Source organism: Sphingobacterium sp. 40-24, assembly GCF_001899705.1.
Lineage (GTDB): Bacteria > Bacteroidota > Bacteroidia > Sphingobacteriales > Sphingobacteriaceae > Sphingobacterium > Sphingobacterium multivorum.
The window spans coordinates 1-25,064 of record NZ_MKWH01000035.1 but is presented as its reverse complement, the minus strand read 5'-3'; the positions used below and the strand labels follow the sequence as shown (position 1 = coordinate 25,064).

29 protein-coding genes and 1 pseudogene are annotated in these 25,064 nt (G+C 36.5%); 22 read left to right on the top strand and 8 right to left on the bottom strand.

Translation table 11 applies throughout. From position 1 onward, the window contains the following. Window positions 1-513 precede the first annotated feature (513 nt). The 6 genes from BGP15_RS13710 to BGP15_RS13685 all read left to right on the top strand — a co-directional run bounded on the left by BGP15_RS13710 (window position 514) and on the right by BGP15_RS13685 (window position 6,066). The gene (locus BGP15_RS13710) at window positions 514-1,569 is read left to right on the top strand and encodes a serine hydrolase domain-containing protein (protein WP_286769846.1); all 1,056 of its coding nucleotides are present in this window, start codon (window positions 514-516) and stop codon (window positions 1,567-1,569) included. Between the two features lie 8 nt (window positions 1,570-1,577). After that, the gene (gene bla / locus BGP15_RS13705) at window positions 1,578-2,465 is read left to right on the top strand and encodes a class A beta-lactamase, subclass A2 (RefSeq protein ID WP_286769845.1); all 888 of its coding nucleotides are present in this window, start codon (window positions 1,578-1,580) and stop codon (window positions 2,463-2,465) included. 1,009 nt (window positions 2,466-3,474) lie between these two features. Continuing rightward, complete coding sequence (locus BGP15_RS13700; RefSeq protein ID WP_286769844.1) at window positions 3,475-4,440, top strand: alpha/beta hydrolase family protein; 966 nt, start codon at window positions 3,475-3,477, stop codon at window positions 4,438-4,440. A 132-nt stretch (window positions 4,441-4,572) separates the two neighbouring features. Next, complete coding sequence (locus BGP15_RS13695; RefSeq protein WP_286753978.1) at window positions 4,573-5,337, top strand: helix-turn-helix domain-containing protein; 765 nt, start codon at window positions 4,573-4,575, stop codon at window positions 5,335-5,337. Window positions 5,338-5,363: 26 nt separating this feature from the next. Beyond that, window positions 5,364-5,738 (top strand): VOC family protein, encoded by a 375-nt coding sequence (locus BGP15_RS13690; protein ID WP_286769843.1) that lies wholly within the window; start codon window positions 5,364-5,366, stop codon window positions 5,736-5,738. Between the two features lie 97 nt (window positions 5,739-5,835). Continuing rightward, complete coding sequence (locus tag BGP15_RS13685; RefSeq protein ID WP_286769842.1) at window positions 5,836-6,066, top strand: hypothetical protein; 231 nt, start codon at window positions 5,836-5,838, stop codon at window positions 6,064-6,066. A gap of 253 nt (window positions 6,067-6,319) precedes the next feature. On the opposite strand, the gene BGP15_RS13680 is transcribed toward BGP15_RS13685, so the two are convergent. From BGP15_RS13680 to BGP15_RS13660, 5 genes are all read right to left on the bottom strand, one after another. Further along, window positions 6,320-6,850, bottom strand: a complete 531-nt coding sequence (locus BGP15_RS13680; RefSeq protein ID WP_286769841.1) for a hypothetical protein — start codon at window positions 6,848-6,850, stop codon at window positions 6,320-6,322. A gap of 18 nt (window positions 6,851-6,868) precedes the next feature. Continuing rightward, entirely contained in the window at window positions 6,869-7,141 is a 273-nt protein-coding gene (locus BGP15_RS13675) for a hypothetical protein (RefSeq protein WP_286769840.1), read from the bottom strand. Further along, on the bottom strand, window positions 7,128-7,715 hold the full coding sequence (locus BGP15_RS13670; RefSeq protein WP_286769839.1) for a hypothetical protein: 588 nt from the start codon (window positions 7,713-7,715) through the stop codon (window positions 7,128-7,130). Before BGP15_RS13670 ends, BGP15_RS13675 begins: the two co-directional genes overlap by 14 nt. A 237-nt stretch (window positions 7,716-7,952) precedes the next feature. Beyond that, window positions 7,953-8,699, bottom strand: a complete 747-nt coding sequence (locus BGP15_RS13665) for a metallophosphoesterase (protein ID WP_286769838.1) — start codon at window positions 8,697-8,699, stop codon at window positions 7,953-7,955. Continuing rightward, window positions 8,696-9,121, bottom strand: coding sequence for an energy transducer TonB (locus BGP15_RS13660; RefSeq protein WP_286769837.1), 426 nt, complete (start codon window positions 9,119-9,121; stop codon window positions 8,696-8,698). The genes BGP15_RS13665 and BGP15_RS13660 overlap by 4 nt, the downstream gene beginning before the upstream one ends. Before the next feature lie 93 nt (window positions 9,122-9,214). Here BGP15_RS13660 and BGP15_RS13655 point away from each other — a divergent pair, with 93 nt between their 5' ends. From BGP15_RS13655 to BGP15_RS13610, 11 genes and pseudogenes are all read left to right on the top strand, one after another. Beyond that, window positions 9,215-9,610, top strand: coding sequence for a DUF6896 domain-containing protein (locus BGP15_RS13655; protein ID WP_286753992.1), 396 nt, complete (start codon window positions 9,215-9,217; stop codon window positions 9,608-9,610). 399 nt (window positions 9,611-10,009) lie between these two features. Beyond that, a complete protein-coding gene (locus BGP15_RS13650; protein WP_286769836.1) occupies window positions 10,010-10,357 on the top strand; it encodes a hypothetical protein in 348 nt (115 codons plus the stop codon). A gap of 396 nt (window positions 10,358-10,753) precedes the next feature. After that, window positions 10,754-11,080 (top strand): hypothetical protein, encoded by a 327-nt coding sequence (locus tag BGP15_RS13645; RefSeq protein ID WP_286769835.1) that lies wholly within the window; start codon window positions 10,754-10,756, stop codon window positions 11,078-11,080. A 41-nt stretch (window positions 11,081-11,121) separates the two neighbouring features. Next, window positions 11,122-11,775: a hypothetical protein gene (locus BGP15_RS13640; protein ID WP_286769834.1), complete on the top strand. Its 654-nt coding sequence runs from the start codon at window positions 11,122-11,124 to the stop codon at window positions 11,773-11,775. A 145-nt stretch (window positions 11,776-11,920) separates the two neighbouring features. Beyond that, a pseudogene (locus tag BGP15_RS26965) lies at window positions 11,921-12,094 on the top strand (hypothetical protein); the annotation flags it as partial. Window positions 12,095-12,132: 38 nt separating this feature from the next. Continuing rightward, window positions 12,133-12,264 (top strand): hypothetical protein, encoded by a 132-nt coding sequence (locus tag BGP15_RS13635; RefSeq protein WP_286769833.1) that lies wholly within the window; start codon window positions 12,133-12,135, stop codon window positions 12,262-12,264. Window positions 12,265-12,655: 391 nt separating this feature from the next. Further along, a complete protein-coding gene (locus BGP15_RS13630; protein ID WP_286769832.1) occupies window positions 12,656-12,964 on the top strand; it encodes a hypothetical protein in 309 nt (102 codons plus the stop codon). Between the two features lie 75 nt (window positions 12,965-13,039). Continuing rightward, window positions 13,040-13,795 carry a GLPGLI family protein gene (locus tag BGP15_RS13625; protein WP_075993086.1) on the top strand — a complete coding sequence of 252 codons (756 nt, stop codon included), beginning with the start codon at window positions 13,040-13,042 and terminating at the stop codon, window positions 13,793-13,795. 6 nt (window positions 13,796-13,801) lie between these two features. Beyond that, on the top strand, window positions 13,802-16,471 hold the full coding sequence (locus tag BGP15_RS13620; protein ID WP_286769831.1) for a carboxypeptidase-like regulatory domain-containing protein: 2,670 nt from the start codon (window positions 13,802-13,804) through the stop codon (window positions 16,469-16,471). Between the two features lie 402 nt (window positions 16,472-16,873). Then, window positions 16,874-17,794 carry a tetratricopeptide repeat protein gene (locus BGP15_RS13615; RefSeq protein ID WP_286769830.1) on the top strand — a complete coding sequence of 307 codons (921 nt, stop codon included), beginning with the start codon at window positions 16,874-16,876 and terminating at the stop codon, window positions 17,792-17,794. Then, window positions 17,778-18,548, top strand: coding sequence for a hypothetical protein (locus BGP15_RS13610; protein WP_286769829.1), 771 nt, complete (start codon window positions 17,778-17,780; stop codon window positions 18,546-18,548). The genes BGP15_RS13615 and BGP15_RS13610 overlap by 17 nt, the downstream gene beginning before the upstream one ends. 174 nt (window positions 18,549-18,722) lie before the next feature. Here the strand turns inward: BGP15_RS13610 and BGP15_RS13605 are convergent, their stop codons facing one another. After that, window positions 18,723-18,998, bottom strand: coding sequence for an ankyrin repeat domain-containing protein (locus BGP15_RS13605; protein WP_286769828.1), 276 nt, complete (start codon window positions 18,996-18,998; stop codon window positions 18,723-18,725). 93 nt (window positions 18,999-19,091) lie between these two features. Here BGP15_RS13605 and BGP15_RS13600 point away from each other — a divergent pair, with 93 nt between their 5' ends. Next, entirely contained in the window at window positions 19,092-19,946 is an 855-nt protein-coding gene (locus BGP15_RS13600) for an AraC family transcriptional regulator (protein ID WP_286769827.1), read from the top strand. 75 nt (window positions 19,947-20,021) lie between these two features. Continuing rightward, window positions 20,022-21,185, top strand: a complete 1,164-nt coding sequence (locus tag BGP15_RS13595; protein WP_286769826.1) for an FAD-dependent oxidoreductase — start codon at window positions 20,022-20,024, stop codon at window positions 21,183-21,185. Between the two features lie 90 nt (window positions 21,186-21,275). On the opposite strand, the gene BGP15_RS13590 is transcribed toward BGP15_RS13595, so the two are convergent. Then, complete coding sequence (locus tag BGP15_RS13590; protein WP_286769825.1) at window positions 21,276-22,010, bottom strand: SDR family NAD(P)-dependent oxidoreductase; 735 nt, start codon at window positions 22,008-22,010, stop codon at window positions 21,276-21,278. A gap of 167 nt (window positions 22,011-22,177) precedes the next feature. Here BGP15_RS13590 and BGP15_RS13585 point away from each other — a divergent pair, with 167 nt between their 5' ends. After that, window positions 22,178-22,531: a winged helix-turn-helix transcriptional regulator gene (locus tag BGP15_RS13585; protein ID WP_153848085.1), complete on the top strand. Its 354-nt coding sequence runs from the start codon at window positions 22,178-22,180 to the stop codon at window positions 22,529-22,531. On the opposite strand, the gene BGP15_RS13580 is transcribed toward BGP15_RS13585, so the two are convergent. After that, window positions 22,463-22,624: a winged helix-turn-helix transcriptional regulator gene (locus BGP15_RS13580; RefSeq protein ID WP_286769895.1), complete on the bottom strand. Its 162-nt coding sequence runs from the start codon at window positions 22,622-22,624 to the stop codon at window positions 22,463-22,465. The two genes, BGP15_RS13585 and BGP15_RS13580, sit on opposite strands and share 69 nt — an antisense overlap. A gap of 71 nt (window positions 22,625-22,695) precedes the next feature. Between BGP15_RS13580 and BGP15_RS13575 the strand changes: the two genes are divergently transcribed. After that, the gene (locus BGP15_RS13575; RefSeq protein ID WP_286769824.1) at window positions 22,696-23,016 is read left to right on the top strand and encodes a tetratricopeptide repeat protein; all 321 of its coding nucleotides are present in this window, start codon (window positions 22,696-22,698) and stop codon (window positions 23,014-23,016) included. A 672-nt stretch (window positions 23,017-23,688) separates the two neighbouring features. After that, window positions 23,689-24,522: an Rpn family recombination-promoting nuclease/putative transposase gene (locus tag BGP15_RS13570; protein WP_286769823.1), complete on the top strand. Its 834-nt coding sequence runs from the start codon at window positions 23,689-23,691 to the stop codon at window positions 24,520-24,522. Window positions 24,523-25,064 lie beyond the last annotated feature (542 nt).

Genomic DNA, 25,064 nt, shown 5'->3' with positions numbered 1-25,064 from the left:
TTTGATAATTCGTACTTTATTTCTTAGATCCAAATCCTGGAATTGCGAGATATATCACAATAGGATTAATTACAGCGACTACTGTTGTTTTTTCCTTTTATTATGCAATGGATAAATCTAATAACAGAAGTGCTTAGTCGAAGAAAGGGCACAACCTATCCGACCTGGCAGCACTGATCGGCACCAATGAACGCTACATGTCCTATATACTGAAAAAGTATACTGGTACGGATTTTACCACTACCTGCAACATGCACGCATCGGTTACCAGATTGAATACGTAGAGCGCGAGTTGTAAAAGGAGTGTCCCCGTCGGAGTATTTCCAAAAGATAAGAAATTGACATTAAGTTTTATGTTAATTTAATTTTGCTCAGGTATTCCATTTTTTATTTGTTTCTTTATTTGGTGGTAGCGCTTGAGTTGGTTTTACGGATACAAAATCTGCATCAAACCTAAATTCCTAAGCCCAATAACCGTAAAAATTAAGAGGACTAGTTCAGAACATCAATACAATGACACAAATTTTCAAATTAACATTTCTTGCGTTGGGATTTCTTTTGACAAGTTGTACTTCTTCGGCACAGCAAAAAGATGATTACCCGACAAGGATAGATAGTTTACTAAACGCTACAGATCCGAGAGCATTTAATGGTGTTGTTCACATTCAACAAAACGGAAAAACGAAATATGCAAAAGCGCATGGATTTGCTGACTTTAACAAACAGACGCCGTTGAAAATCGATGATAAATTTTCGACAATGTCCATAGCCAAACAATTTACAGCTGCCCTGATTTTACAGGAAGTCGAAAAAGGAACAATTGATTTGCAAGCCCCAATCCGAAAGTATTTGCCTGATTTTAAATATTCCTGGGCAGATACCGTTACGGTTCATCACTTGCTGAACAATACATCGGGGTTGTACAGCGAAAGCATGGACAAACCCTTGAAATTTAAGCCAGGCACGGCTTTTAGCTATTCAAACGTTGGGTATTATGTTGCAGGATTGGTTTTGGAAAAACAAAGTGGTAAAAGTTTTGAAACTTTAATTACAGCCTTATTCAAAAAATGTAAAATGGCTAATAGTTATTATCCCAATAAAAAAAATAGCCAGCTTTTGGTAAAAGGACACACCATAAAAAAAGACGGAACTTTTCGATTAAATGTAAAGTCAGATTTCGATAGTACAAATTATTTCGGAAGTCATCTGATAGTTACTGCACCCGATCTGGCAAAATGGAACGAATGTCTACATAGCGGAAAAGTGCTAAAACCTGCGACTTATAACATGATGACCCATTATGTAATTACCAACCAACATCAGGTTTTTAGCGAAAAGCCAATTGGATATGGTTATGGCTTGCGCATAAATGATAAAGCGGATATTTACGAAATTGGGCATACAGGTTTCCATCCGAGTGAAGGTTTTACGGCCGTTAATTTATATTATCCGAAAACTAAAACCAGCGTAGTTGTAATGGAAAATACAGGCAATGAAAACTTTGATATCGCTTACTATTTTGTGCAGGAAGTGAGAAAGATTGTGAAAGAAAGTAACCTTTTAAACTAAATTTCTTCATGAAAAAACTTTCATTATTTTTCTGTATTTTCTTGTTTTCAATTCAGTCTTTTGCACAGCAAAGTAATAGCCTCCGCAAAGAACTTCATCAAATCATTGCAACAAAGAATGCAACAGTCTGTATTTCAATGAAGGGAATTGGAACCAAAGACACATTAAGCATTAATGGACATTTAAATGCACCATTAATGAGCGTGTTTAAATTTCATATTGCTTTGGCGACCTTGAACTTGGTTGATCAGGGTAAACTTTCTTTATCACAGAAATTTTTCATTAAAAAAGAAGATCTGCATGCAGATACCTGGAGCCCAATTCGGGAAGAATTTCCGAACGGAAATATGGATTTAACTTTGGACCAACTATTACAATATACTGTTTCGCACAGCGATAACAATGGCTGTGATATTCTTCTAGACCTGATTGGAGGTCCAGAGACCGTCCAAAAGTTTATCCATAAACAAGGAATAAAGGATTTTACCATAAAAGTCAATGAACAAGAAATGCGAACTTGGGAGAATCTTTATGTTAACACAACAACACCATTAGCGTCCACCGAATTATTGGAGAAATTTTATGCAGGGCAGGTTCTTAAAAAGAACACCACAAAATACCTCTATCAACTCATGGTTGAATGCTCGAGAGGCCTTACCTGGATGAAAGCAGGGCTTCCCAAAGGAACAGAATTAGCACACAGAACTGGAATTTCAGATAGAAATGAGCATGGTTTAAGAGCAGCGATGAACGATGTAGGCATTTTTAAACTTCCCAATGGAAATCACGTCGTTCTTTCTGTTTACTTAAAAGATATCACCGAAGAACGAGAGGTCACTGAAAAAATTATTGCCGACATAACAAAAGCTATCTGGAATTACTACACGGAAAAATAGAAACTATAGGTCGCCCCTGTTAACTAAACCTACGGATTGATTATTTGTCTCTTGGCTGTAAATGATACCGTGAAACAATATTGGCATTAAAGCAATTATTACTGATTTTTTCATAGTTGAAATATTTTTCTTTATAAATAGTGCAAGTATTCTACTATTATGATTGAATTGGCTGCGTACATTTCTTTCCTTTATATCCCATTTCATAATCTGCCATTATAGTGGTTCTTTCATTAAGGATAGGAAATACTGTTCAATATCACAACATAGAGCAATAAAAGAGAATAGTGTTTTGACAATACGTCATTGCAGGAATTAAGGATAAATTGGTCATCAAAAATTTAATGGTCTATTAAATAAATATAATAAATATAATAAATATTATCAATTTTAATAGGTAAAATTATGTTAGATAAAGCTTTTTTACCTAATAGCCGCTATAAGTAGTGATCAACAGATTTTATAATAGGGCCGCTACGTTGACGGTCAGCTGGCAGTTTGGCGGATTACGTGCCCCAAAGGAGAAAGAAAATCATTTTTCTGATCAATCGGATGACAAATCACCAAGAAGGAGAAGAATGTAAAATGATCAATATCAAATTTTTGAAATGAAAAATATTAAGGATAATTAATTTAGGTTATCACGAAATGTATGCGAGTACTTTTCGTGATCAGAAAATCAATGTGACTCTTCCATGCTTTTAAAAAAAACATTTTTTCTGTTAATCTTAGGCGCTTTGATTTGAAGCTTACTCAAGAAGGGTTGGATCAATTTTTTAGCCAGTATCAACTAGCAGCTTAGTCTATGTCTGAGCTGCTATCTAAAATAGGATAATGCAGAGAAAACTGATTTTATGGTTAAAGATAACCATTGATCTAATAACGGTACTGATCGTAAATTTGTCTGTTGATAGGAGGCTTGGTCTCTATTCTCATTGATAATAACCTAAGTTTATTGGTATCAAATATGAATATCCCATTTAGTCTTATTTTGTTAAGTCTGTTTTTAATGATTTATTATACACCGGTCAACAACGTTGGCGAACAGAAAATTGCCTATTCTGATTATATACGAGGGCGTCCTTTAAGTGCGCAGCTCTGGTATCCGACCGAGGACAGCAATGTTAAGGATACAGAACGGCCATTTGTTTTACCACCTACAGCAAAAAATGCGGAATTTATACAAAATAAACATCCATTGATCGTGTTGTCTCATGGCACTGGAGGCAACAGATTTAGCTTATCCTGGCTGGCGATTGAATTGGCGAAAAATGGATATTTTGTTGTTGCTCCAGATCATTGGGGCAACACGCTGGATAATAAAATCCCTGAAAACTTTGTACGTTATTGGGATAGACCGCTAGATATTCATTTCCTGATTTCATCATTACTTGACGACACACGGTTTAATAGCTACATAGACAGCAGTAGGATTGCCGGTATAGGATTTTCATTGGGGGGATATACTACTTTGGCGCTTGCCGGGGTCAAATTAGATTGCGATACGCTCAAGAAAAACGCATCGTTAGCCGAAAATCGAAAACAATTTGTTGTTCCTGAATTAGGTGACCTCCAGGAATTAATGCAAAAAATATCTTGCGAACAGGTGCCGCTAAATTTAAGAGATAGTCGCGTTAAAGCCAGTGTAGCCTTGTCTCCAGCCCTTGGGCTCGGCCTTCCCAAAGTGAAGCAAACCAATACATCTCCAGTTTTGATCATTGGCGCGGTTGACGATTCGATTGCTCCTCTTAAAACTAACGCAATACGATACCATGAAGTAATCGAAAATTCAAAATACAGCGTACTTCAAGGTAAAGTGGGGCATTACATTTTCTTGAATGAAGGGAAGCTTAAATTGATTAATGAAGAACCTGTTTATTATCGAGACCATAATGCCATGGACAGAAAATCAATACATCAAAAATTGGTAACGGAAATACTGGCTTTTCTGTCGGAGCATTTAAAATACAAGTGAAGATAGCTACGCAGATGCAAACCGCCGACGGCCAATCCACTGCTTTTTGCGATGAGATTATGTTAAGAAGAGTGAACAGAGAATTATTTAAAATGATACATTTGTAAATATCAATTTTAGAGCTGCTTAACGATGAATCTTCAAAATAATCAATTAGAATATATTTCACTTAAGCCGTGGCAACCACTTGAACACATCGTAGAGAGTATCTGGATGGTAATAAATCATTCTGATGAGAATAAAGAAGGAATTATCGTTCCAGACGGCAAAATAGACTTATTTCTTCTGACAGATGAAAAAGGAGCCTTTGAGATTTTTATTTGTGGAGTCTGTACAGAAGCTGTTATAAAGCCACCATTTCCGAAATCTCGGATGTTCGCCATTAGCTTTTATCCAATTGCTGCGGAATATATTTTTAATCACTCTTTTTCGGATTTAAAAAATACGAAAAAAACGTTGCCAGATGATTATTGGGGATTTTCAAAAGATGACCTCATTGACTTCGAGTGTTTTTATCAAAAGGCCTGTTATACTATTTCTTCTAAATATAAAAAACAAATGGATGGAATGAAACAGAAGTTGTTTGAGTTTATCAGTAAATCTAGAGGAGAAATTACGGTAAATGAACTGGCAGGTAAAATATTTTGGAGTAGCAGGCAGATTAACCGTTATTTCCAGCATTGGTTTGGGCTTACACTAAAATCATATGTTAACATTGTACGTTTTTCAAATTCATTGAAACAGCTGAAAGAAGGGAACTTCTATCCAGAACTGAACTATGGCGACCAATCTCACTTTATCCGTGAAGTAAAAAAATACGCCGGAGTAACGCCAACTATTTTAAACAAAAATGAAAATGACCGATTTATCCAATTGAACCTGATTCCTGATGCATAATTTTGTATTAAATAACAGAAAATAAAATGCATCTAAATCACATTAATCTAGTCGTAAAAGAGTTAGATAAAGCCGTAGACTTATTTACCCAAAATTTGGGTTTTAATTTAATAATAAACAGAAACGGCAAAATGGCCGTGCTTGGAAGTAGCAATAATTTTGCTTTGGTCCTTTGGGGGCAGCAATTGAACAACGAAGAAAGTAGACCTAAGTATCCAGCGAATTTCCATATTGGATTTTATCAAAAAGATGAGAAAGCTGTTCACGAGGTATATCAGAAATTAATAAACGACAGCGATTTGAAATTTCAAAGCGCACCAAAGAAAATAAGGGATTCATTTGGATTCTATTTTTATTTTGAAAATCTGATGATTGAAATCAGTGTAACTCCTTTTAAATGAGATTAAAGTTGAGATTATATAGAGAGGTTAGATTTGCTATCAATTTGGTCTTATCTTTGAGATAGGAGAGATAGGTAAATTAACGGAGGAGGAACTCATGTCATACGAAGCAAGTTTAAAACATAAGCGTGATGCGGAGAGCGTATTTAATTCGGCCAAGAAATCAGGAGAAGCTTTAGGTAACGCTAAAGGCCTAGCAGAAGGTCTGGCAGAAGGGGGACGCAAAAAAGCTCTTGAGACTGCCAAAGCATTTAAGGAAATGGGATTACCTATAGCTGATATTGCTAAAGGCACAGGACTTTCAGTCGAAGAGGTCGAAAATCTCTAAGTTTCGGGAAGTGTAAAGTAAACTGTGTCAAAAGTCGGGGAAGCAAGTCCGGCCTTTGTGTTTCTCTCTGATAGGTAATCCTTTCTATTCGATTATTTAAATGCCACAATACATTTCTCGCCCACAAAAGAATGGGACTGGATATCGCTGGTCTTGCCCCTTCCATTAATATAGATGGCTTCTTTCTGCTGAAATGAACTGTTAGCATTAAACATGTTGGAAAACTATTCTTTTAGATAGGATATTAAAAACTTTAGTAATCTGATTTTTCAAAATCAAATATGACCTTTCTTATGACAGGTTGTAAGAATTCAATCCAATTGTTGATATCTGTTTCGTCAAAATATACAAACCAGATATCACTAGAATTTTTGTAGATGTTATCAACTTTCTCAAATTTTTTCTTGTACCAAAGCTGTATATTTTCATCCATGCCAAAAATATAATGGTTACTAGGTGGCAAACGCAGTCTGTCTTTAACTTTATTTTCGAGCTCGGTTACTCTGGCTAGATCGTCCACTGTTAAAAAAAATGGGATTCTTTCCCTGAAAATAGAAGGAGAACCGATGTCATTGTTCTTGCTAATCTGTACTTCAACGACAAATTTAGAACCAGCATAAGCATCAAAACCACCTTGGGCACATTGGAACCAAATAACTAAATAGTGATCTTTTAATTGTTTGTAAAATCCCAGCATGCCACTTTTAGTCTTTTTAAACCCTGCACCTTTTAATTCGGGAAAGATAATTTTATTGATTATTCGATATACTTCCGTTGATTTCATTTTGCATAATAGAGATTTCTAAATATTTAGCTCTAATTTAAATAAATTAGTCAATATTAACATTGGTAGTCCAATCAATGCTGGCCAGAATATGGAGAATATCTTTCTATTTCTCTGCGCCTGTAGGTATCCTGCATAAATAAGTGCTGCAACTTGAAATCCAAAGATAATCAGGTTAAAATTTAAACTCCCCGTAAAATACCTCAGCCAATCTCTGTCTGTTAATACAACATAAAATGTCAAAGCCATAAAACTGAGATGTACAAATAGTGTAGCGTTAATTCTCTTCATTATCTATATTAAGTTTGTGGAATCTCAATGTCTTTATCGATTTAAGAAGATCCTGTTCTGTTTGCGCTTTCAGGTTTGAACCATGAAGGTTAAATCGGACTTTTGAAGAGTCTCCCCATAGGTTGCCGATATACACTCCAGTGGTTCCTTTTCCTGATATTCTCGGAAATACGATTTTCGCTCTTCTATTATCGATAGTATCCCAGGACACATTTTGTTTTCTGTACAAATCGGCATCGAGATCCAGATCCAATATCGGCATATCTTTTACAATAATATAGTCCGAAGAGTCCGTTGCACTTTCCTCCATCATCTGTCTGGTAATGACTTCTATATTATGCTCTGTCAAACTATTGGAATACATACCTAGATCGAAGTAAAGCGTATCGTTGTTGTCTACAGCAATTGCTCCGACATAACTGTCAATTCCGTTTTTTTTGACCTGCTGCCATTTATAGGGAACTTCAAGCGTAAATAGACCAAAATCCATTGTCTTTGTGCGAGATGGATCCTTGCAACCAGTAACTAGGATAATAAGAGCAGAAATGTGGAATAGTTTTATGAACTGTTTCATACTATGGCTTATACGTTGAATTTACAAAATTAGGCTGGACTATCCGTCTATGGCTAGTGTTTTTTATTTTTAAATCGCAAACCGGTGGAGTGGAAGCGCCACGGTGTCATGTAAAAAATCCTTCATCGTTTCAACGTCGTTTTTTGTTATGGATGTATATATCCGATATGGAAATTGAATAGCTTTTCCCTGCCATAGGACTTCGATTTTGTTCCATTCTCATTGTTTGTTTTTTGTTCATATCTCTATGACAATGTTATTATTAAACCCATTATACAGTTCATTGATATAGCCGTGTGGATTGCATATAATTTCGGTGTTACCGATTTTATAGTTTACAGGAGTATGTATATGGCCATGGATCCAGTAGGAGGGCTGATGCTTTATTATCAAGTCTTCCATATCTGAAACATAGGCGGCGCTGATCGGATCGTCTAAATACTTCATGGGCAAGGATCGAATGCTCGGAGCATGATGCGTCACTACGATGTTGTGTTTCGCTTCGCTGACACTAAGACTTTCCGTCAGCCATTGTCTGGAAGTTTGGTGGATTCTAAACGTATCGATACTTCTTAATTTGGCATAATTGTCACCTAATCTGATCTTCTTATAATCATTCATACGGCTTTGGCATAACGATCCATATGCGGCAGGATTGCCCTTTAAGGAAAAATCGGTCCAGAGTGTGCAGCCATGGAAACAAACGTGGTCGATCTCCAAAGATTCATTTTCCAGCACATGGATATTTGAATTGCTTGCAGCGTCCTTGATTTTATATAGTGTTTTCGGATAGGCTCCTTTGTAATACTCATGATTACCCAGCACATAAATGATCGGTATATCCAATGAAAGTGATTTGAGCCAGCTGATCCCTTTTACTCCTAGATCCGTATCTCCAGCCAATATAAGTACATCTGCTAAATTCAGATCGAAATCATTGTATCCAAATTCTCTATGCAGGTCGCTAACGATGTGGATTTTCATCTTTGTCTTTTTGCCTCAGATTTTAATTTTAAATCACCTTCACTGAATGATAGGGGGTATGTATAGCCGGATTTTACAGCACGTCCATTTTGGTATCCCGGTTTCCAAGGACTGGATTTTTTGATCAATTCAATTAGTGTTTCAGCTGTTTGATAACCGATATCTTTGGTTATCTGAAAATTACTGAGCCGTCCATCTTTCTCAATCGTAAAATTGATCATCAGTTTGCCGTTTACTTTGGCTTTCTTGGCTGCAGTTGGTATCTTATAATTTTTAACAATCCAATTTTTAAATCCGTTTGTACCATAAGGTGGCTCAGGAAATATTTCAATCATGTGAGGAGGAATATCCGCGATTGAGTCATCCAAAACAAGGGACTGACCGACAGACTGCGATAAGATGCTTATTGATACAATAAACATAAATGATAACTTACGAATCCAAGAAATTCTCATCGTATTAATATATATAACTAAGCGACTAATTTACGTATCTATTTTGTATCTTAATACAACATGAATAATCTAATTATACGGAAGGTTTTGAATGACTATGTTGCTTTCATTAACGACTTCAAATATCAGTTCTCTCCAAATATTGATGAATTTGAACAAAAAAGCAGTCGAAATCGCTCTGGACAAATTGGTGGATTCAATTACCAGTTTCATGGTGCGGGCTGCCGTTTAGAGAAAGATGGTGTAGTATGTGAATTTGATTTTATGCCTATCAATGCATATTCCATAAAGTTCAGCCTATGGAAAATGCGTGAATTTATTTTGACCAATAAAGCATATGGAATAGTTAAATTGGAGGAGTCTGAATTACATGAGATGCTACATACACTGGTTGAAGATGGCACTCTTGTCAAATTGGTATTGGGCGGCGTGGTTTGGGAAGTATATCAGGTCTGATGCAAATTCTTATTTTTCCTCGTATTTGAAGATCGACATGAGCCATTAGAAATTGATCTTTTTATTTTTTTAAATTAACAGGTGTTTGTTGAGAAAGTAACAGAATATAAGTAAATCGTTGAAATGGGGAAGATAGTTTTTTCTCATATTGTTCAACATATTTATTCATGAACAAATTTGCGACATATCTTGGAGGCCAGGTCATAACAGACCGCGTAACCTCCTTTGTCTAAAGCTTCTTTGATTATTTGAATTATAATGGGCAAAGTCACAAATGGAGGTGAGAATTTATAGGGAATGGGTAAAGATATTATAAAATAAATAGTGGTTCCTCAGGAAAAACTAAAGTTGTAGGAGAGGGATATAGGCCTGCTAAAGATGATAAATCTCGGATAATTTATGGAAAATAGTCTAAATATAATTGAAAAATACGAGTTACTGGTATCTACATTAAACATGATACTTGTTCCACTCAAAGAACCAGGTGTTTTATATGAAGAAAAAGTTCGAAGAAGCTTAGAAGAGCTTGAAGGAGACTATCATTCATTTTTAAATCAAACTTTTATTAAAGAATTACACCAGTCTAATGTTATTTCCAGCAATGGTGTTGTTTTATTAATGAAGATACGGTCTGCTATTGAGGATTTGGATCAGTTTAGATGGAATGTTGAGGACTTTCTAACAGATAATAATTGGTATGAAATAAGAAATTTTGTTGTTAAAGTATTTTTATCAGAATTGAAATAGTAAAGGTAGCTTGTGGAAAAATAAAAGTGGCCCAATCCAGGTTTATGAGATTGGGCTTTTGTTGTTTAAGTCTTTCGAGATAAAAGGCCCAAATAGATATTATATGTACGATAACGTGGAGATTTCGATACTGCTGACCATCCGAATTCGAAAATTCATGACCATTCAATTCGGAAAATTTTGACCATTAAAATATTATGCTGAGAAGTTTAAAATCCATTTTTGCTTATTTTATGGTTCCTATTTATAGTGGTCAATTTGCGTCGGAATTGCATGGCCCTGATGTCCGAAATCTACAGTATGCTCATTATTTAATCTGCAGTTGTTTTTGTTATCTTCAATTCTTTGCCAGGTGTTTTAAGATTGTTTAAATTTAACATAAAATAGCAGCGTTAGATGAAGCTTTTAGAATTAATTGATTTTTTTAGGGATGGTGGTTCGTTCAAAGAATTCTGCCATCTGCAGTCATTGCATGAGCAATCCGAATTGATTGAGGTTTTTATGGAGATCCCATTGGATATTCATAATGAATTGCGATATTTTGAAATCGAGAAAACTGGAGGTAGTATAGAATATTCAGATAATGGAATAAATTACCATAATTTATTTGATTTTTATTATTTCTTAGACGCCATTGAAGAGGCAAATAATGGTCAAAACAGATCACTTTCTAATGAAGAACTGGCAGAATTACTCTATAATTATGCGATTCATGATGCATAGGGAAATAACTATCTCTCACTTTTAAGTAAATAGTAGATCTAATGAATTTAAGTGAAATTAGTCTGAGAGCGAAATTTGTACAAGGTGAAAATTTTAAAGAATTTAATGAAGAATGTTGGAGCATTGCGGAAATGTATTGGTCATTTCTTCGTGAATATAATACTGATGGTGTCAGGAAATGTGTGATTTCGGTTGGAGATGATCCTTCAGAAGTGGATAAAATAACATCATATCAGGGCTTCCGCGAAGTTTATAAGCAAATAAATTTTGACCAGTATTTTGAAATGAGTGCATGTGAAAAGAAGTTTTTACAGCTTGATTTGATTCATTCCGGAATGACCAATATTGCTGAATTGGAAAAGTGGGATACTGAACCAATATTGAAAGCATATAAATATTGTCTTGACAACGATTTGAATTATAAATTCTTTATAAATAGTAAATACAAAATCTCACCAAATCGTCAATGGAAATTAGGACTTTGGTGCGAATGGGAGATTAACTGTTTTAGGTTATTTTGGGTTTTATTTGACAAGGCTAGTCGTGAAATCAATCGAGACTTGATAACAGAAGACGAGCCTAGCGGTGGTGAAATAGTTTATTATTTAGACTATAAATGGGATGACAATAATTATATCACCATTCGTAATAAATCGAGACAAAATATGGAAATGTGGAAAATTAAAATTTTATAATAAAGCAATTCTTCCTCCATGTGAATTTTTACCTTTGGTTGGGTATAGTTCTTTGAGAAAGGCAGTTTGCAGCTTCCACAGAATCCGGCGGAGTAGGGAAAGTCGTGATAACCAATACGAGTAAGGAGCGAGCTATGTAGATTTCCTTGGAGGTCGCTCGACCAGCAATGAAAAGGAGGTACGGGAAATGTATAAACATGTTACAGAAACGCTCAAGCAGCATTTACATGCAATTAGTGCTGATGCTATTATTGGGTTAAATGAAGATATTGGCGAATTTTCAGAAAAAGTGAGTTATATGCTAGGTCATGAAGTATAAAATTTAGAATAACCAATCCTTACAAAGACAACCAAGTTATGAAGATACAATTGACAATGATTGTCTTGCTGACAACATTAATATTGACCGGCTTCGGACAAAATAATGATCATAAATCTGTGGAGCATTCGGTGGATACCACTTTTGTAAAATCATTGGAAGAAAGGTAATTAGGGGAAAGCAAGTATTCTATTTCTTTACCCACTGATTATGCTATGAATGAAACCAATGGAGGAGATTTTTCCGTTTTACATCAATCAATTAACTTCCTTTTACGGAAACAGAGGTAATGGTGTAAAAGAAAATAGCTTCAAATATATTGTTGGGTACACCTTTTTTTAGGGTAAAATTTATGTCGTTTCATGTTGATTATCTTTTTTTTATTGGAGTAATTCGGTGATTTATAAAGTGATATATTATTTGTATGTAAATAATAGTATTCAGGTGACATTAATTAATTCAGACAATCTTTTATTTACTACACATTTGTGTAAATTTCAAAAAACCATATTATAGATGTGATTTTTATAAATATATTCGATATTATATTAAATATAAATTATGAAAAAAAGTATTTTAAAGATGATGCTACTAGGTGGCGTAATCTTTGGGTTTAATCATGCTCAAGCATCAACCATCGCTGAAGAAGCTCCTATCAAACATGAAAATGTATTGGTTGAAGAAACCTCCACCAAACAAGAAAATGCGATGGTTGAAGCTCAAGATCCGAGGGTAATTTGCGTTATACAAGTACTAATTCGAGGGAGTCAGATGGTTGGGGCATATCCACAAGATGTATTGGATGACATTTTGCAGATTGAAATGGAAAAGTGTGCAGATGGTACACACTCTTCATTGCCGCAGACATAATGTCATTATTAATTTGGTAAATTTATATTTCATAAATATGGCTGGATTTATCCAGCCATTTTAATAATTTTAAGAATGAGATTACACAGAACTCTACTTCCTTTTTTTTTATTATTTTTTATTTTAAAAAGCCAAGGTCAGGGAACTTCCGGCTATGCATATTATTCAGTAATAAAAAGCGCCGATAGTTCACTTAACACGCCAGAGGAGCTTTGGATATTGAGCGCCCATTCTTTTGTCCCGAAAATCGCTTCCATGATGACTTTTAAACTTGAATTTACAGCAAGCAGGTCCTTATTTACCAGAGTCAAAAGTAAAGAAATTGACAAGTTGGCCAAGGCAGATGTAAGGAGTACTGAGACTTTAATAGGATATAGGGATTCTACATGGCAGGATACAGCGTATTGCTATAATTTTGATCGGGATATGAAAAACCCGCTTGATAAAAAGGGTTTAATGCTAAAAACAAATAATAATTTTGATTGGAAAATTAGCGCTGAAACTAAGCAGATAGGTGAATTCATCTGTTATAAAGCAACGGGAAATAGGGAAACAAGCTATATCGAGGAAGGAGTTACTAAGATAAAGAAAAGGCTCGTTATAGCTTGGTTTTGCCCTGATATTCCGGTATCCTTTGGTCCTATATACACACGGAATCTTCCAGGACTGATCTTTGAATTTCAAGAAGGTGGAACTCTTTATGGATTGAAGGAATTGAATTTTGCAAGTAAACCTGAGATTGCACCATTACCGAATAAAGAAATTATTACTAAAGAAGAGTGGCGTACTAGATTATATGAAAAAGCCAAAGATTTGAATATTCCCTACTAATAGCGCGTGAAGTTTAGATTTATACTATTATTTATTCTCTTATTTGTTCTTCCCCCTAGTTTACCGGCGCAACAAAGCTTGCTAGTTAAAGGTCTTGTTGTTGACGAGAGTGACAAACCGTTGGAGAACGCAAGTATCGTGATCAAGCGTATTCCTTCTTCCGGAAGTGCTCCCGTATTTCAGAGAACTGATCAGCAGGGACATTTTCAGCTTGAATTTTCGAACGTAGGAAAAATTGAGCTCACAATCTCCAGGTTAGGTTATCAGAAAGTTGTTGATACCTTAGATAATCAGTCAGCAGAACGGAAAATCAAATACAAATTATTAAAATCTGTCCAGAAACTTGATGAAGTAAAGATTGACTACCGATACCGCGCGGTGGAAATTGCCAAAGATACCATCCGTTTTTCTGCCGATTATTTCAGGGACAGTACCGACCGGAAATTACAGGATCTAATAGAAAAGATGCCAGGCTTTTCCATCGAAGATGGAAAAGTGCGTTTTCAGGGGAAGCAGGTCAATGTAACCTTAGTGGAAAATGAACGCTTTTTTGGTGGCGGCAGTAAGCTCGCTATCGAGAATATTCCCGCTAATGCAGTAGACAAGGTTGAGATGATCAGTAGATTTTCCCAAAACGACCTGCTGAAAAACGTGCAGGTAAATGATCAGCTTGCCATGAACGTCAAACTGAAAGAGAATAAGAAGAATTTCATCTTTGGAGATCTTGAATCTTCATTGGGAAGCGAAAAATCTTACAAGGAACACGCCGCCCTATTTTATTACTCACCGGCAAAAACCATGTCTTTTATTGGGGATATCAATAATATCGGTACTTCACCGGTATCCAAGGAAGATATTGACCGGGTTCAGGGTGCCGAGCTACAATATTTTTCTAATTCAATTAATAAGAATACACTGGCTGGATATGATCGCGACAATAGAAATGTGATAAAGAATATCAATAAATTCGCCGCATTCAACGGTTTTCAAAAGATCCTAAAAAAGAAGTTGAGCGTAAATCTCTATGGCGTATATTCCGAAAACAGACTGGGCAACATGTTAGAAGGCACTAATCATTATTCTTTTCCCGACCTTCGGTATACAGAACAAACCAATATGCGTTCTTCGCAGGTTAATAGGCAGGCGTCTTTCAATATTTCGAGCAATTTTAAGCCAAGTCCATATTTTAGCTTGGATTATAACCTGGGTACATTCTGGACAATGCCCAAGCAGCAGGTACATACAAACAATGTCATTGACAGATTTGGAGTAGACAACAATAGTATACAAATCCAGGATGGACATTCTGTTGTTTTAAAACAATACCTGGAAGGTAGCTGGAAGCATTCTTTGCGAAGTTACAGCTCATTTGCTTTCCAGCATCAGTATACCTCAGAGAGAGACAATTTTTCCCTTTCTTCGGACAGCCTTTTCCTGCGTGGTTTTATACGTTTTGATTCTATGGCGAACTATAGTATAGTGAGACCTGTGGAGCGGAAGAAGCATCTTTTCAATGGGTCTTATAAATACTATTGGGTCATCAATCAAAACCAGCAACTTCACCTGGAAGTCAACTCCCAAAATGAATTATTACGGCAGAATGGGCAGTCAGTTGGAGCCCAGGATACAACCGGGGCACAGTTATTTGATCACGGACAATATTATCGAAACAGCAGCAATTATTTGGGTGGGAGCTATCGGTTGGACTTTGATAAGTTAAAAATATTATTTTCTTTAAAGCAGTATTACTTATATTTAATCAACCAGATTTCAACAAACTATAATCGTCATGGGCAATGGTTTCTACAACCGGAGGTGGATCTAAAATATGGGAAAAGTGCATTGGATGGATTTCGCCTTAATTACCGAAGAGGTTATACTTTTGCGACAGCAATGGACCTTAATCCGTCTTATTGGATCACAGGTTACAATAGTTTGTCCCGCGGAAATATCCTGCTGGAGGGACAGACATTCCATAAACTTACTTTTACCTATAACAATTTTAGACTTACAGACTTTCGGGTAATCCATTTTAACAGTGCATTGACTTTGAAAGATAAGATCAAAGGGAACAGCCTTTTGACTTCTTCCTACGAGCAGTTGAAGACAGTGCAGTTGTTTGATCGACCTGATCTCAATTTCACCAATATCGGGGGCTATAGCATACGATATGGTAGGTTTGAACCGGGAGTATATCTATCCTATATACATATGAGGTTAGCACAAGGGATCGATAACAGCGAGATTTATCTACGGCAGAATACGGTTTCGACAGACCTTTCCTTAAGATGGTTTATACCAAAGCTTGCTGATGTAAAATTAGCCTGGACAAGAACAGATAGCTGGCAAAAGAGTTTGGCAGATAATCAAAAGGTCGCGCTCAATAAATGGAGCATTACCGGGAAATATCAGCTGAAGAGTATTGTATTTAAAACAGACTGGAGTCTCTTGAAGACAGGGCTGGGTGATAGCAGTGCTGATCCAACTACTATAAATGGAAATTTTGAAGTGCGTTACCAGAAAGTAAAATCTCCATTCAGTTTTTATATTCAAGGGCTAAACGTGTTAAAAAATACAAGCTACCGAACTGCGGTACTGACAGAGTACATTAGTTCCGAAAAAATCATCTATACGATGCCCCGTATTTTTCTATTGGGTTTATCGTATAGTCTATGATATTTCATACTATTTGCTCCTTCCATTCTATGCACATCATAGATTATTTGGTCCAATATCGCCACAACATTGCATACTAAATAAGGGTTGAATGCCTAGAGCCTAAGGATTCCTGTAACCAATCTTACTTTCAAACCAATACCTTCGCATTACAGTTTGTATTAACCTTGAAAGTTAATAGCTGTAGACCTATTAATTCAGCATAAATAATGTATATTAGGCTCGGGTATTAACCTTGCCCGATTGAAAAGTATAATGCCATAATAGTAACTAATAACAGTAGCATTTATGTTGATTTTAATAGTTATAAAGATGATCACTATATCAATCAAAAAAATTGAAGGACATATCAGATTGCTAAGCGAACAGCTTTATTAGTCGATTTAAAAACTGACACCACGAATGAGAAATAAGATATTGACACTATTACTTTTATTAACAACCTTAATATCCTACGGACAAAAGAAAATGGAACAGACATTCTTCACCTGGGACAATTTTGTTGGCGGATTTTCCAAAGAAATGATTTCTGTCGAAGACGTTTTTAATAGTATGGTAAAGAGTGGTCTTAAAGACAACTGCTTAACAAAAATGGACTTTACTTTTATCTCAGATAAAAGTGAGAACTTACAAAAGCTTGGAGAATTTATCAAGGTACACTATCCATACACTGTTCAAGAAGTTAAGAAATACGGAAAATTGTGGGAACTAAACGGAGAGACAAATGAATTTCCAATGACAGCCGACAACTTACTTTTTTGGGGTTTGGATATGTATAAAAGAGGTTTTGAATTTGACGCGAAACTTGATGCTTACGGTGGACCTTTTGATCCAAAGGAACAGAAATTTCCAGTAATTGACTCAACAAAGGCGGACTATTATTTTGACAAAGGTTTAGCATGTTATAACAATGGAGATTTAAGCGGAGCAATATTTAATTGGAGCTTAACAATCCAAATTGACCCCAAAGACCCAAATGCTTACTATTCAAGAGCCATCGTAAAAAACGAGCTATACACTTGGAAATTGGCACTTAAAGACTACGACAAAGCACTAGAAATTGCACCAAAATTTGCGAGTGCTTTAATAAATCGTGGTGGACTTAAAGACGAAAATGGAGATTATAAAGGTGCAATCGCTGACTATGAAACAGTTTTGCAACTTGACAAACTGGAGCAGGAAGCAAAACAACAGGCATATTTTAATTTAGGCAACACTTATTTCAATATAAAAGACAAAGAGAGAGCTTGCGAAAATTGGAATAAAGCATTGTACAACGGAGCAGAATATGCGAAAGAACGAATTAATGAATACTGCAAATAGAAAAACCGCTCACAAAATGAAATTTAAGTTTTTATTTTTATCTATACTTACAATCGTCTTAAATAGCTGTGGTTTTGACATGTCTAGTGAATGGGATATTGCTGAATTATATGTACAAAAAATAGAGGGGTCGTCTAAATTACTTTATAAATATGATGCTTGGGGGGGAAGAGATTCTCATGTATCTGGTTTTGTAATTATCGATTCCACACAATCTTTTAAAATTGATTTAGATAACACTCTTCCTATGTATAATCTTTCAGAAATTCCAAGCAAAAATAAAATCTCTGGTATAATACACGAATGTAAAAATGATTGTGGTGACGAGTATTATAAAACAAAACCAAATTATTTACCACTTAGAATAGATAAATTAAAATCTGAAGGAATAGCTATTGAAAATATTGTATTTCAATATCGTGGTTTAAGCGAAAGAGATAGAGGATTAAGAGGCGATTTTGTTTTCGAAAAGTTTATTGAAACAAAAGATAGTATTTACTTCTTCAATCTTAATGATGTCGAAACCGTCTATAAGACGCATTTAGATGAATTGAAATTAAAAAAGGGAGAAGTTTATTTAAGTGAAAGTGAAGCTGGAAAAATAACTAGAATTGTAATAAACCAAACAACTTTAAACCCTATAAATAATGAGATTATTCAAAAAGTTACCTATTTTCTTAGTCCAGAAAGTACAATAGAAAGTAGTGATTTCTCTGATAGAGGAATATTTAAAGAAGTCAAAGCATCAAAGTAATACTGCATAAAATATCGGTTTGTCAAAATGGTGTACGACGGGAGTGTGTGGTCAATTTGCGTCGGAATCGCATGGCCCGATGTCCGAAATCTCCACTCTGCCACGGAAATATCGCGTATTATTGAAAGTGTGCTTCTAGGTGACTAAGTGGAATCGTTGAAATACCGTGTGTGCTTATTTTAACAGGCGTCTGAGATCCCATTCCTTTTTGTTATGCCCGGCATCAATTCCTCCACCAATAATATTTATAATATCCCTAACTGAACGGTCATGATAATTGATTACATCCAGCGAAGCACCTTTTGACACAAGAAGATTTATTATTTTGATCGTATTCTCCTGACCGCGGTAATTCATAACAGCTATCCATAAAGGGGTATTCCCATTTATTTCACGGATATCAATTTCTGCACCGCAATCGATTAAATGGCTTACAATTCGATAGTTCATTTTTTAGAAACAGCTACGTGCAGAGCTGCAAGTTCACCGCCTTGTTTAGGTATTCTCTTTTTAAGAGATTGTTATCATTAAGCCTGTTCTATAATGAGAAAAAAAGACAAAAATATTCCAGTTAACACATTGCCTGAAGGAACTTCGAAGGGTATTATGATGATGCGTGAATCATTTCATGGATCACCAGATTCCGAAGTTGAACGAGCCCATCGCGATGGAGGCTATACGTTTATCATTCAGGAAAAAGGAAATACAACTATTGAAATTGATTTTCAAACCTATTGCATTAAAGCCCCGGCCATTGTCTACATCAATCCCCATCAGGTGCATCGCGTGATCTCATTCGACAGAGCAATGCTCAGTACCTGGATCGTTACCGAAGAAAACATCCGCGCAGCATACCTGAGCTTGTTGCAAGATTTTACACCGGCAGACATATTGTCTGTAAAGCCTGAGACCCTTGATATCCTGTCAGACGCCGTTGCCTTATGTATGAAATTGTCTGGAAATAAAACGGAGATTTTGTATCATTCCATTTTAAAAGAAAGCTGTAATACCTTGATTGCGCTGATTATTTCACAATATTTAGCTCTGGAAAAACCGACAGTATATCATACCCGATTTGAGGATATTACAAGAGCGTTTAAAACAACATTGGAAAAGAACTATAAGAAGGTTAAAAATCCAAGGGATTACGCCGGACTTTTAAACCTATCGACTTCTTACCTCAACGAATGTGTCAAGGTGACGACTGGTAAACCCGTTTCTATCCATATTCAGCAGCGGATTATACTTGAGGCCAAACGGCTGCTTTATCATTCCGGGAAGTCAGTGAAAGAGATTGCGGATGAACTAGGCTACGATGACTTTTCCTACTTCACACGGCTGTTCAGCAAAGCGGTAGGAATGTCACCGACTGCCTTTATCGTTAAAAACCGCGAATAGTCCTAAAGTTACAGCATCTCGTTATTGTATCGTCTTTCTTTCTGCCGTTCCTTTGTATCATTAAAAATGATAGAAATGTTGAGCGAAAAAAATATAGCCATCGTTGGAGGAGGTCCAGGTGGTCTGACATTGGCCAGACTGCTACAAATGAAAGGTGCACAGGTTAAAGTGTATGAAAGAGATTTTAGTCAAGCCGCACGCGTACAGGGAGCTATTGTAGATCTGCACTTTGATTCAGGTCTTAAAGCGATGGAGGCGACCGGACTTATGGAGGCTTTTAAAGCAAACTACATGAAGGGGGCCGACAAATATCGTCTGCTTGATCCGCAGGGAAATATGCTGATGGATGAGAGTCAGCGAGACGTAGAACCCGTATTCGGAGATGAACATTTCCGACCAGAAATCGATAGGGGAGCGCTGAGAGATCTCCTAATCGACGGACTGCTTCCTGGTACCGTAGTTTGGGATAGCCAGCTTATAGGTTTGCGGGAAATTGAAGATAAATGGGAATTAAAATTTGAGAACGGAATGACCGCGGTTGCTGATCTGGTCATCGGATCGGACGGTTACCGCTCCAAGGTTCGTCCCTATCTGACAGATTTGAAAGCTCTTTATTCTGGAGCAGCAATTATCCAGGGCGAAATAGATCATCCCGAGATTGGATGCCCGGCAATGTACGAACTCGTTAATCAAGGGAATCTGATGGCTATGGGAGATGGGTCCACCCTGGTTGTCCAGCCTAGAGGCGATGGCGGATTCACTTTTTATGCAGCCTCAATGTATCCGGAAAACTGGGGTATATCCAGTGGTATAGATTTTGGTAATCCTATAGAAGTTAGCGGGTATTTAAAAAAACATTTTGTAAATTGGAATCCTGTCTTCTTCATGCTTTTTGAAGCCAGTGAACATTTTACGTGGCGCCCACTTAACTATTTTCCTTTATCGATAAGGTGGGCTTCTAAAAATAATCTTACCCTCATTGGGGATGCCGCGCATTTAATGCCTCCGAATGGTGAAGGCGTAAATCTGGCCATGCTAGACGCTTTGGATCTGTGTGAATGCCTAACCAGTGGAAGGAAAGCCAACCTTAAAGAGGCAATTTCAGCTTATGAAGATATCATGTTTGAAAGGGCTGCGCCTCTTTGCATGGAAACAATTGACGGAATAAAAGATTTTGCAGCACCAACCAACGAATCTGTAAAGGAATTTGTTAGATTGCTAAGTAATACTAAATCATAGCTCCAGCGGATGGCGTTTTAAATTCTAATTCCAAGATTAGATATGATATACTTAGTGGCTAACACTAAGTATATCAAAAACTATGCATATTTATCTGCGAATGGTAACACCGCCATCTACCGCCAGATATGAACCTGAAATATAAGAGGCTTCGTTTGAAGACAAGAAAACAATTGCGTTAGCAATTTCTTCAGCTTGTCCGATTCGTTTCAATGGCACTGCTGCTGCTATGGCATTTTTTATATCTGCAGGCGTTTGCTGATTCATAGGTGTATCGGTCAATCCGGGAGCAACCACATTTACTCTAATTTTTCTGTCTGCCAATTCAGTAGCTGCGGTACGTGCAATCGCATCGACTGCACTTTTTGTAGCTGCATAAGCACCCATTTGTGCATACCCGCTCACAGAGACTCCAGATGAGATAAGAACAATGGAAGCTCCTTCTGATAAATGAGGGATTAGTTTTTGCAAAGTAAAGAATAGTCCTTTGACATTGATGTTGTAAAGGTCGTCAAAAACCTCTTCGGTTGTATCTTCAATTGAATATTGCTTTGCTATTCCCGCATTCAGTACAAGCACATCCACTTTGTTTCCGCTAGCTGCAACTGTTTCTGCCAATAGTGTAATATCTGCCAGTTTGGACGTATCTGAAGACAAGGTCTTCAGTTTTGGGCTATTAATACTTCCTGATGCTGCTTGCAGGGTATCGGTATTTCGGCCTGTTATCAATACATTTGCTCCTTTTTCAATAAATGTTTTAGCGGTAGCTAATCCAATTCCTGCACTTCCGCCGGTAATTACTACATTTTTATCTGAGAAATTCATCTTTTTAAATTTTTAATGATCGAAAATTCTATTCTAGTCAAGACTTTTTAAACTGTTTGTTTTTGAAATCGATTTCTTTAACTATGCAAATCTAAATTGATTAAATTTATTTTGGTAACTTTGTAACCAAAAGTAACAGTAACTTTTGCGTAACAAGGTAACTTATTATGGAAATAGAATGCTCGAATAACGACACAAACAGAAAACAGATTATGGCTGTTCACGATGCCATGGATGTGTTGAATGGCAAATGGAAAATTTCAATAATATCGTCAGTTTGCTACTACAACAAACGGCGTTTTTCTGATATTTTAAACGATGTGAAAGGAATCTCCAATAAAATGCTCAGTAAAGAGCTAAAGGAATTGGAAATGAATCAACTCATTAAACGGATAGTTCTCGACACGCAACCCGTAACGGTTCAATATCAGCTAACAGAGTACGGTTTGACGCTAAAAAAAATAATCAATACCCTGGCCGAATGGGGAACTGAACATCGAAAAGTGATTGTTGGGAAGTAATTGATGCTCATCACTCCAATTTCCTAGAGCAGAAATTACAGGGATTAAAGTCTTCCCAAATTCTGTAAGACTGTATTCCACTTTAGGCCACATATTATGGCCTTCGATATCTCTTCGAGCCATATGAAATTGATATAAATGAAGTAACAAAAGACCCCGATATATTGGTAAATTACAGTGCAAAAATAAAAAAGGAACTTTTCTTTGATACTAAACCGGACCAAAGTTTTGTAAATACTATTGGATATGTTGCCCTTTATGATAGAGAGCTACCTGATATAGCAATTTCTATTTTTGAGCTGAATACGAAAAATTATCCGCAATCAATCAATGTATGGGATAGCTTAGCTGAGGCCTACACAGTCAGGGGTTATATGGATAAAGCAAAAAAGTGTTATGAAAAAATCTTGACACTTTCTCCAACTAATAATACTGCAAAAATGAAACTAGAAGAATTAAATAGTAAAATAAGACAGAGAAACTAAATGCTAGACATCGGCACGCGAAACCAGCATTTTATACCTCTTCACTCGCAAATTGATGTATATTGGACTTGGGTATTAATCATGCCCAATTGAAAAGTCGCAGGCCGTGATAGCAACCACGATCAATTCCAAGCTTCCAATAGCTGCCAATGTTATTATCGGTAGCACTGCTTTAGCGATATAGGGGTGAGCTATGTAGATTTCTTTGGCGGTAGCTCTACCAGCTGTCCTCCCTCAATCTTTAATAATTGCACCGATCTTAAAGGTTTTCTGTCTTCTCTCCAGCATAACGGAATTAATTCTATTTGCGAAAAAGTCCTTAATTAATTCCCAGCCACTTATATTCATACTACCATTCCCGTTTTTGCCGAGGTAGTCAATAATATTTAAAGTGCCAATAATTTCAAAATTGTCTGGATCAGTTCGGAAACAAAACATTCGGGATCTACGAATTGCCTTTAAAGACTTCTTACGGTTACCCTAACCAATCATTCTTTCAAACCAATATCTCAGCCTAACAGTTTTTTTACCAATCCGATAGCGTGGTGTAATATGGGAGATATACCAGATTAAAGACGAATTCTTAAAACTAATATTTTTACTAAAAATATTAGTTTTAATGTTTTAATTTGCTTATAGTTGTATTGTTAACCAATTTAAAAACAATATATTATGAGTGAATTGAAGCAGTCTAAATATATCGATATCACGACAGATTATGGCTTTAAAAAAGTTTTTGGATCAGATACCAATAAAGATCTACTGATCGCTTTCTTAAACGAACTCTTTAGAGGGCGCAAGATCATTGCTGATTTATATTATAACAAAAATGAGCATGTTGGAGATACAGAGGATATCGGTACGGTTATTTTTGATCTGACCTGTACGGCAGACAACGGCGAACGTTTTATTATTGAAGTGCAGCGCACGGCGCAGGATAATTTGAAAAAGCGCATGCTTTACTACAGCAGTAAATTGATAGCGGATCAGGCACCTAAAGGCAACCGAAGGGCTTGGAATTATGCAATTAGTGAAGTCTATATCATTGTATTGATGGATGGATTTACGATGCCTGATGCGGGTGAGGAGAAGTATTTTTTACACGATATTTGTCTATGTTATCGGGATCACAGTAAAATATTTTACGAAGATCTGGGTTTTATATATGTAGAATTGGTTAACTTTGTTAAAGCTGAGGCAGAGTTAGATAATGATTTGGATCGTTGGCTTTTTATACTCAAAAACATGTCCTCGCTAAAGGGACTTTCAAGATATCTGCGGAAGCCGATATTTGAAAAGTTATTTCAGTTAGCAGAGTATAGCAAACTAAAACCGGAGGAACGAGAGATGTACAACGCAAGTTTAAGGAATAAATGGGATGCCGAGAGCATCCGAAGTAGCCAGGAAGAACAATTGAAACGAGCGCGCGAAAAAGCAATTGCCGAAGGAAGAGCGGAGGGAGAAGCTAAAGGAAGAGCGGAGGGAGAAGCTAAAGGAAGAGCATAAGGAAAAGTAGAAGGAGCGGCTCAAGGGATGGTCGAGGGAGAAGCTAAGGGTAAAACGGAAGTAATAAAAAACCTCTTGTCTTTGAATAAGTTTTCGATTTCGGATATTGCAGAACTGGCGAATGTCACTGTTGATTTTGTAAAGCGAATAGAGGCAGATATAGTTAAAGAAAAATAAGGTATATTTAAAATATAGGATTTCAAGGCCGCTCGGACAGTATCCAAGCGGCCTTTTCTTTCTTATGCAGTAACGTGCAGGTATAACCGTGCAGCAGAAACTATCGATACATAACGATGATAACAGCTTCATCCGTTTTGCAGCCCCCTTATCTGGATACCATCATTCGGCATTCTTCCAGAATAGCTGGACCTTCTCGGTGCACCGCCTACAGCACCGCCACCAGGTAAGGAACAGCGAAGAACAGAACAAATGATTGACCAAAGTCCCTTTTTTATATTTTTTCAATAAGTGGTCCGCATCAGGTGAAGTAGTCAAGACTTAATCTGACAGTTGCGATAAATTAACAACTGTAAAATAGATTA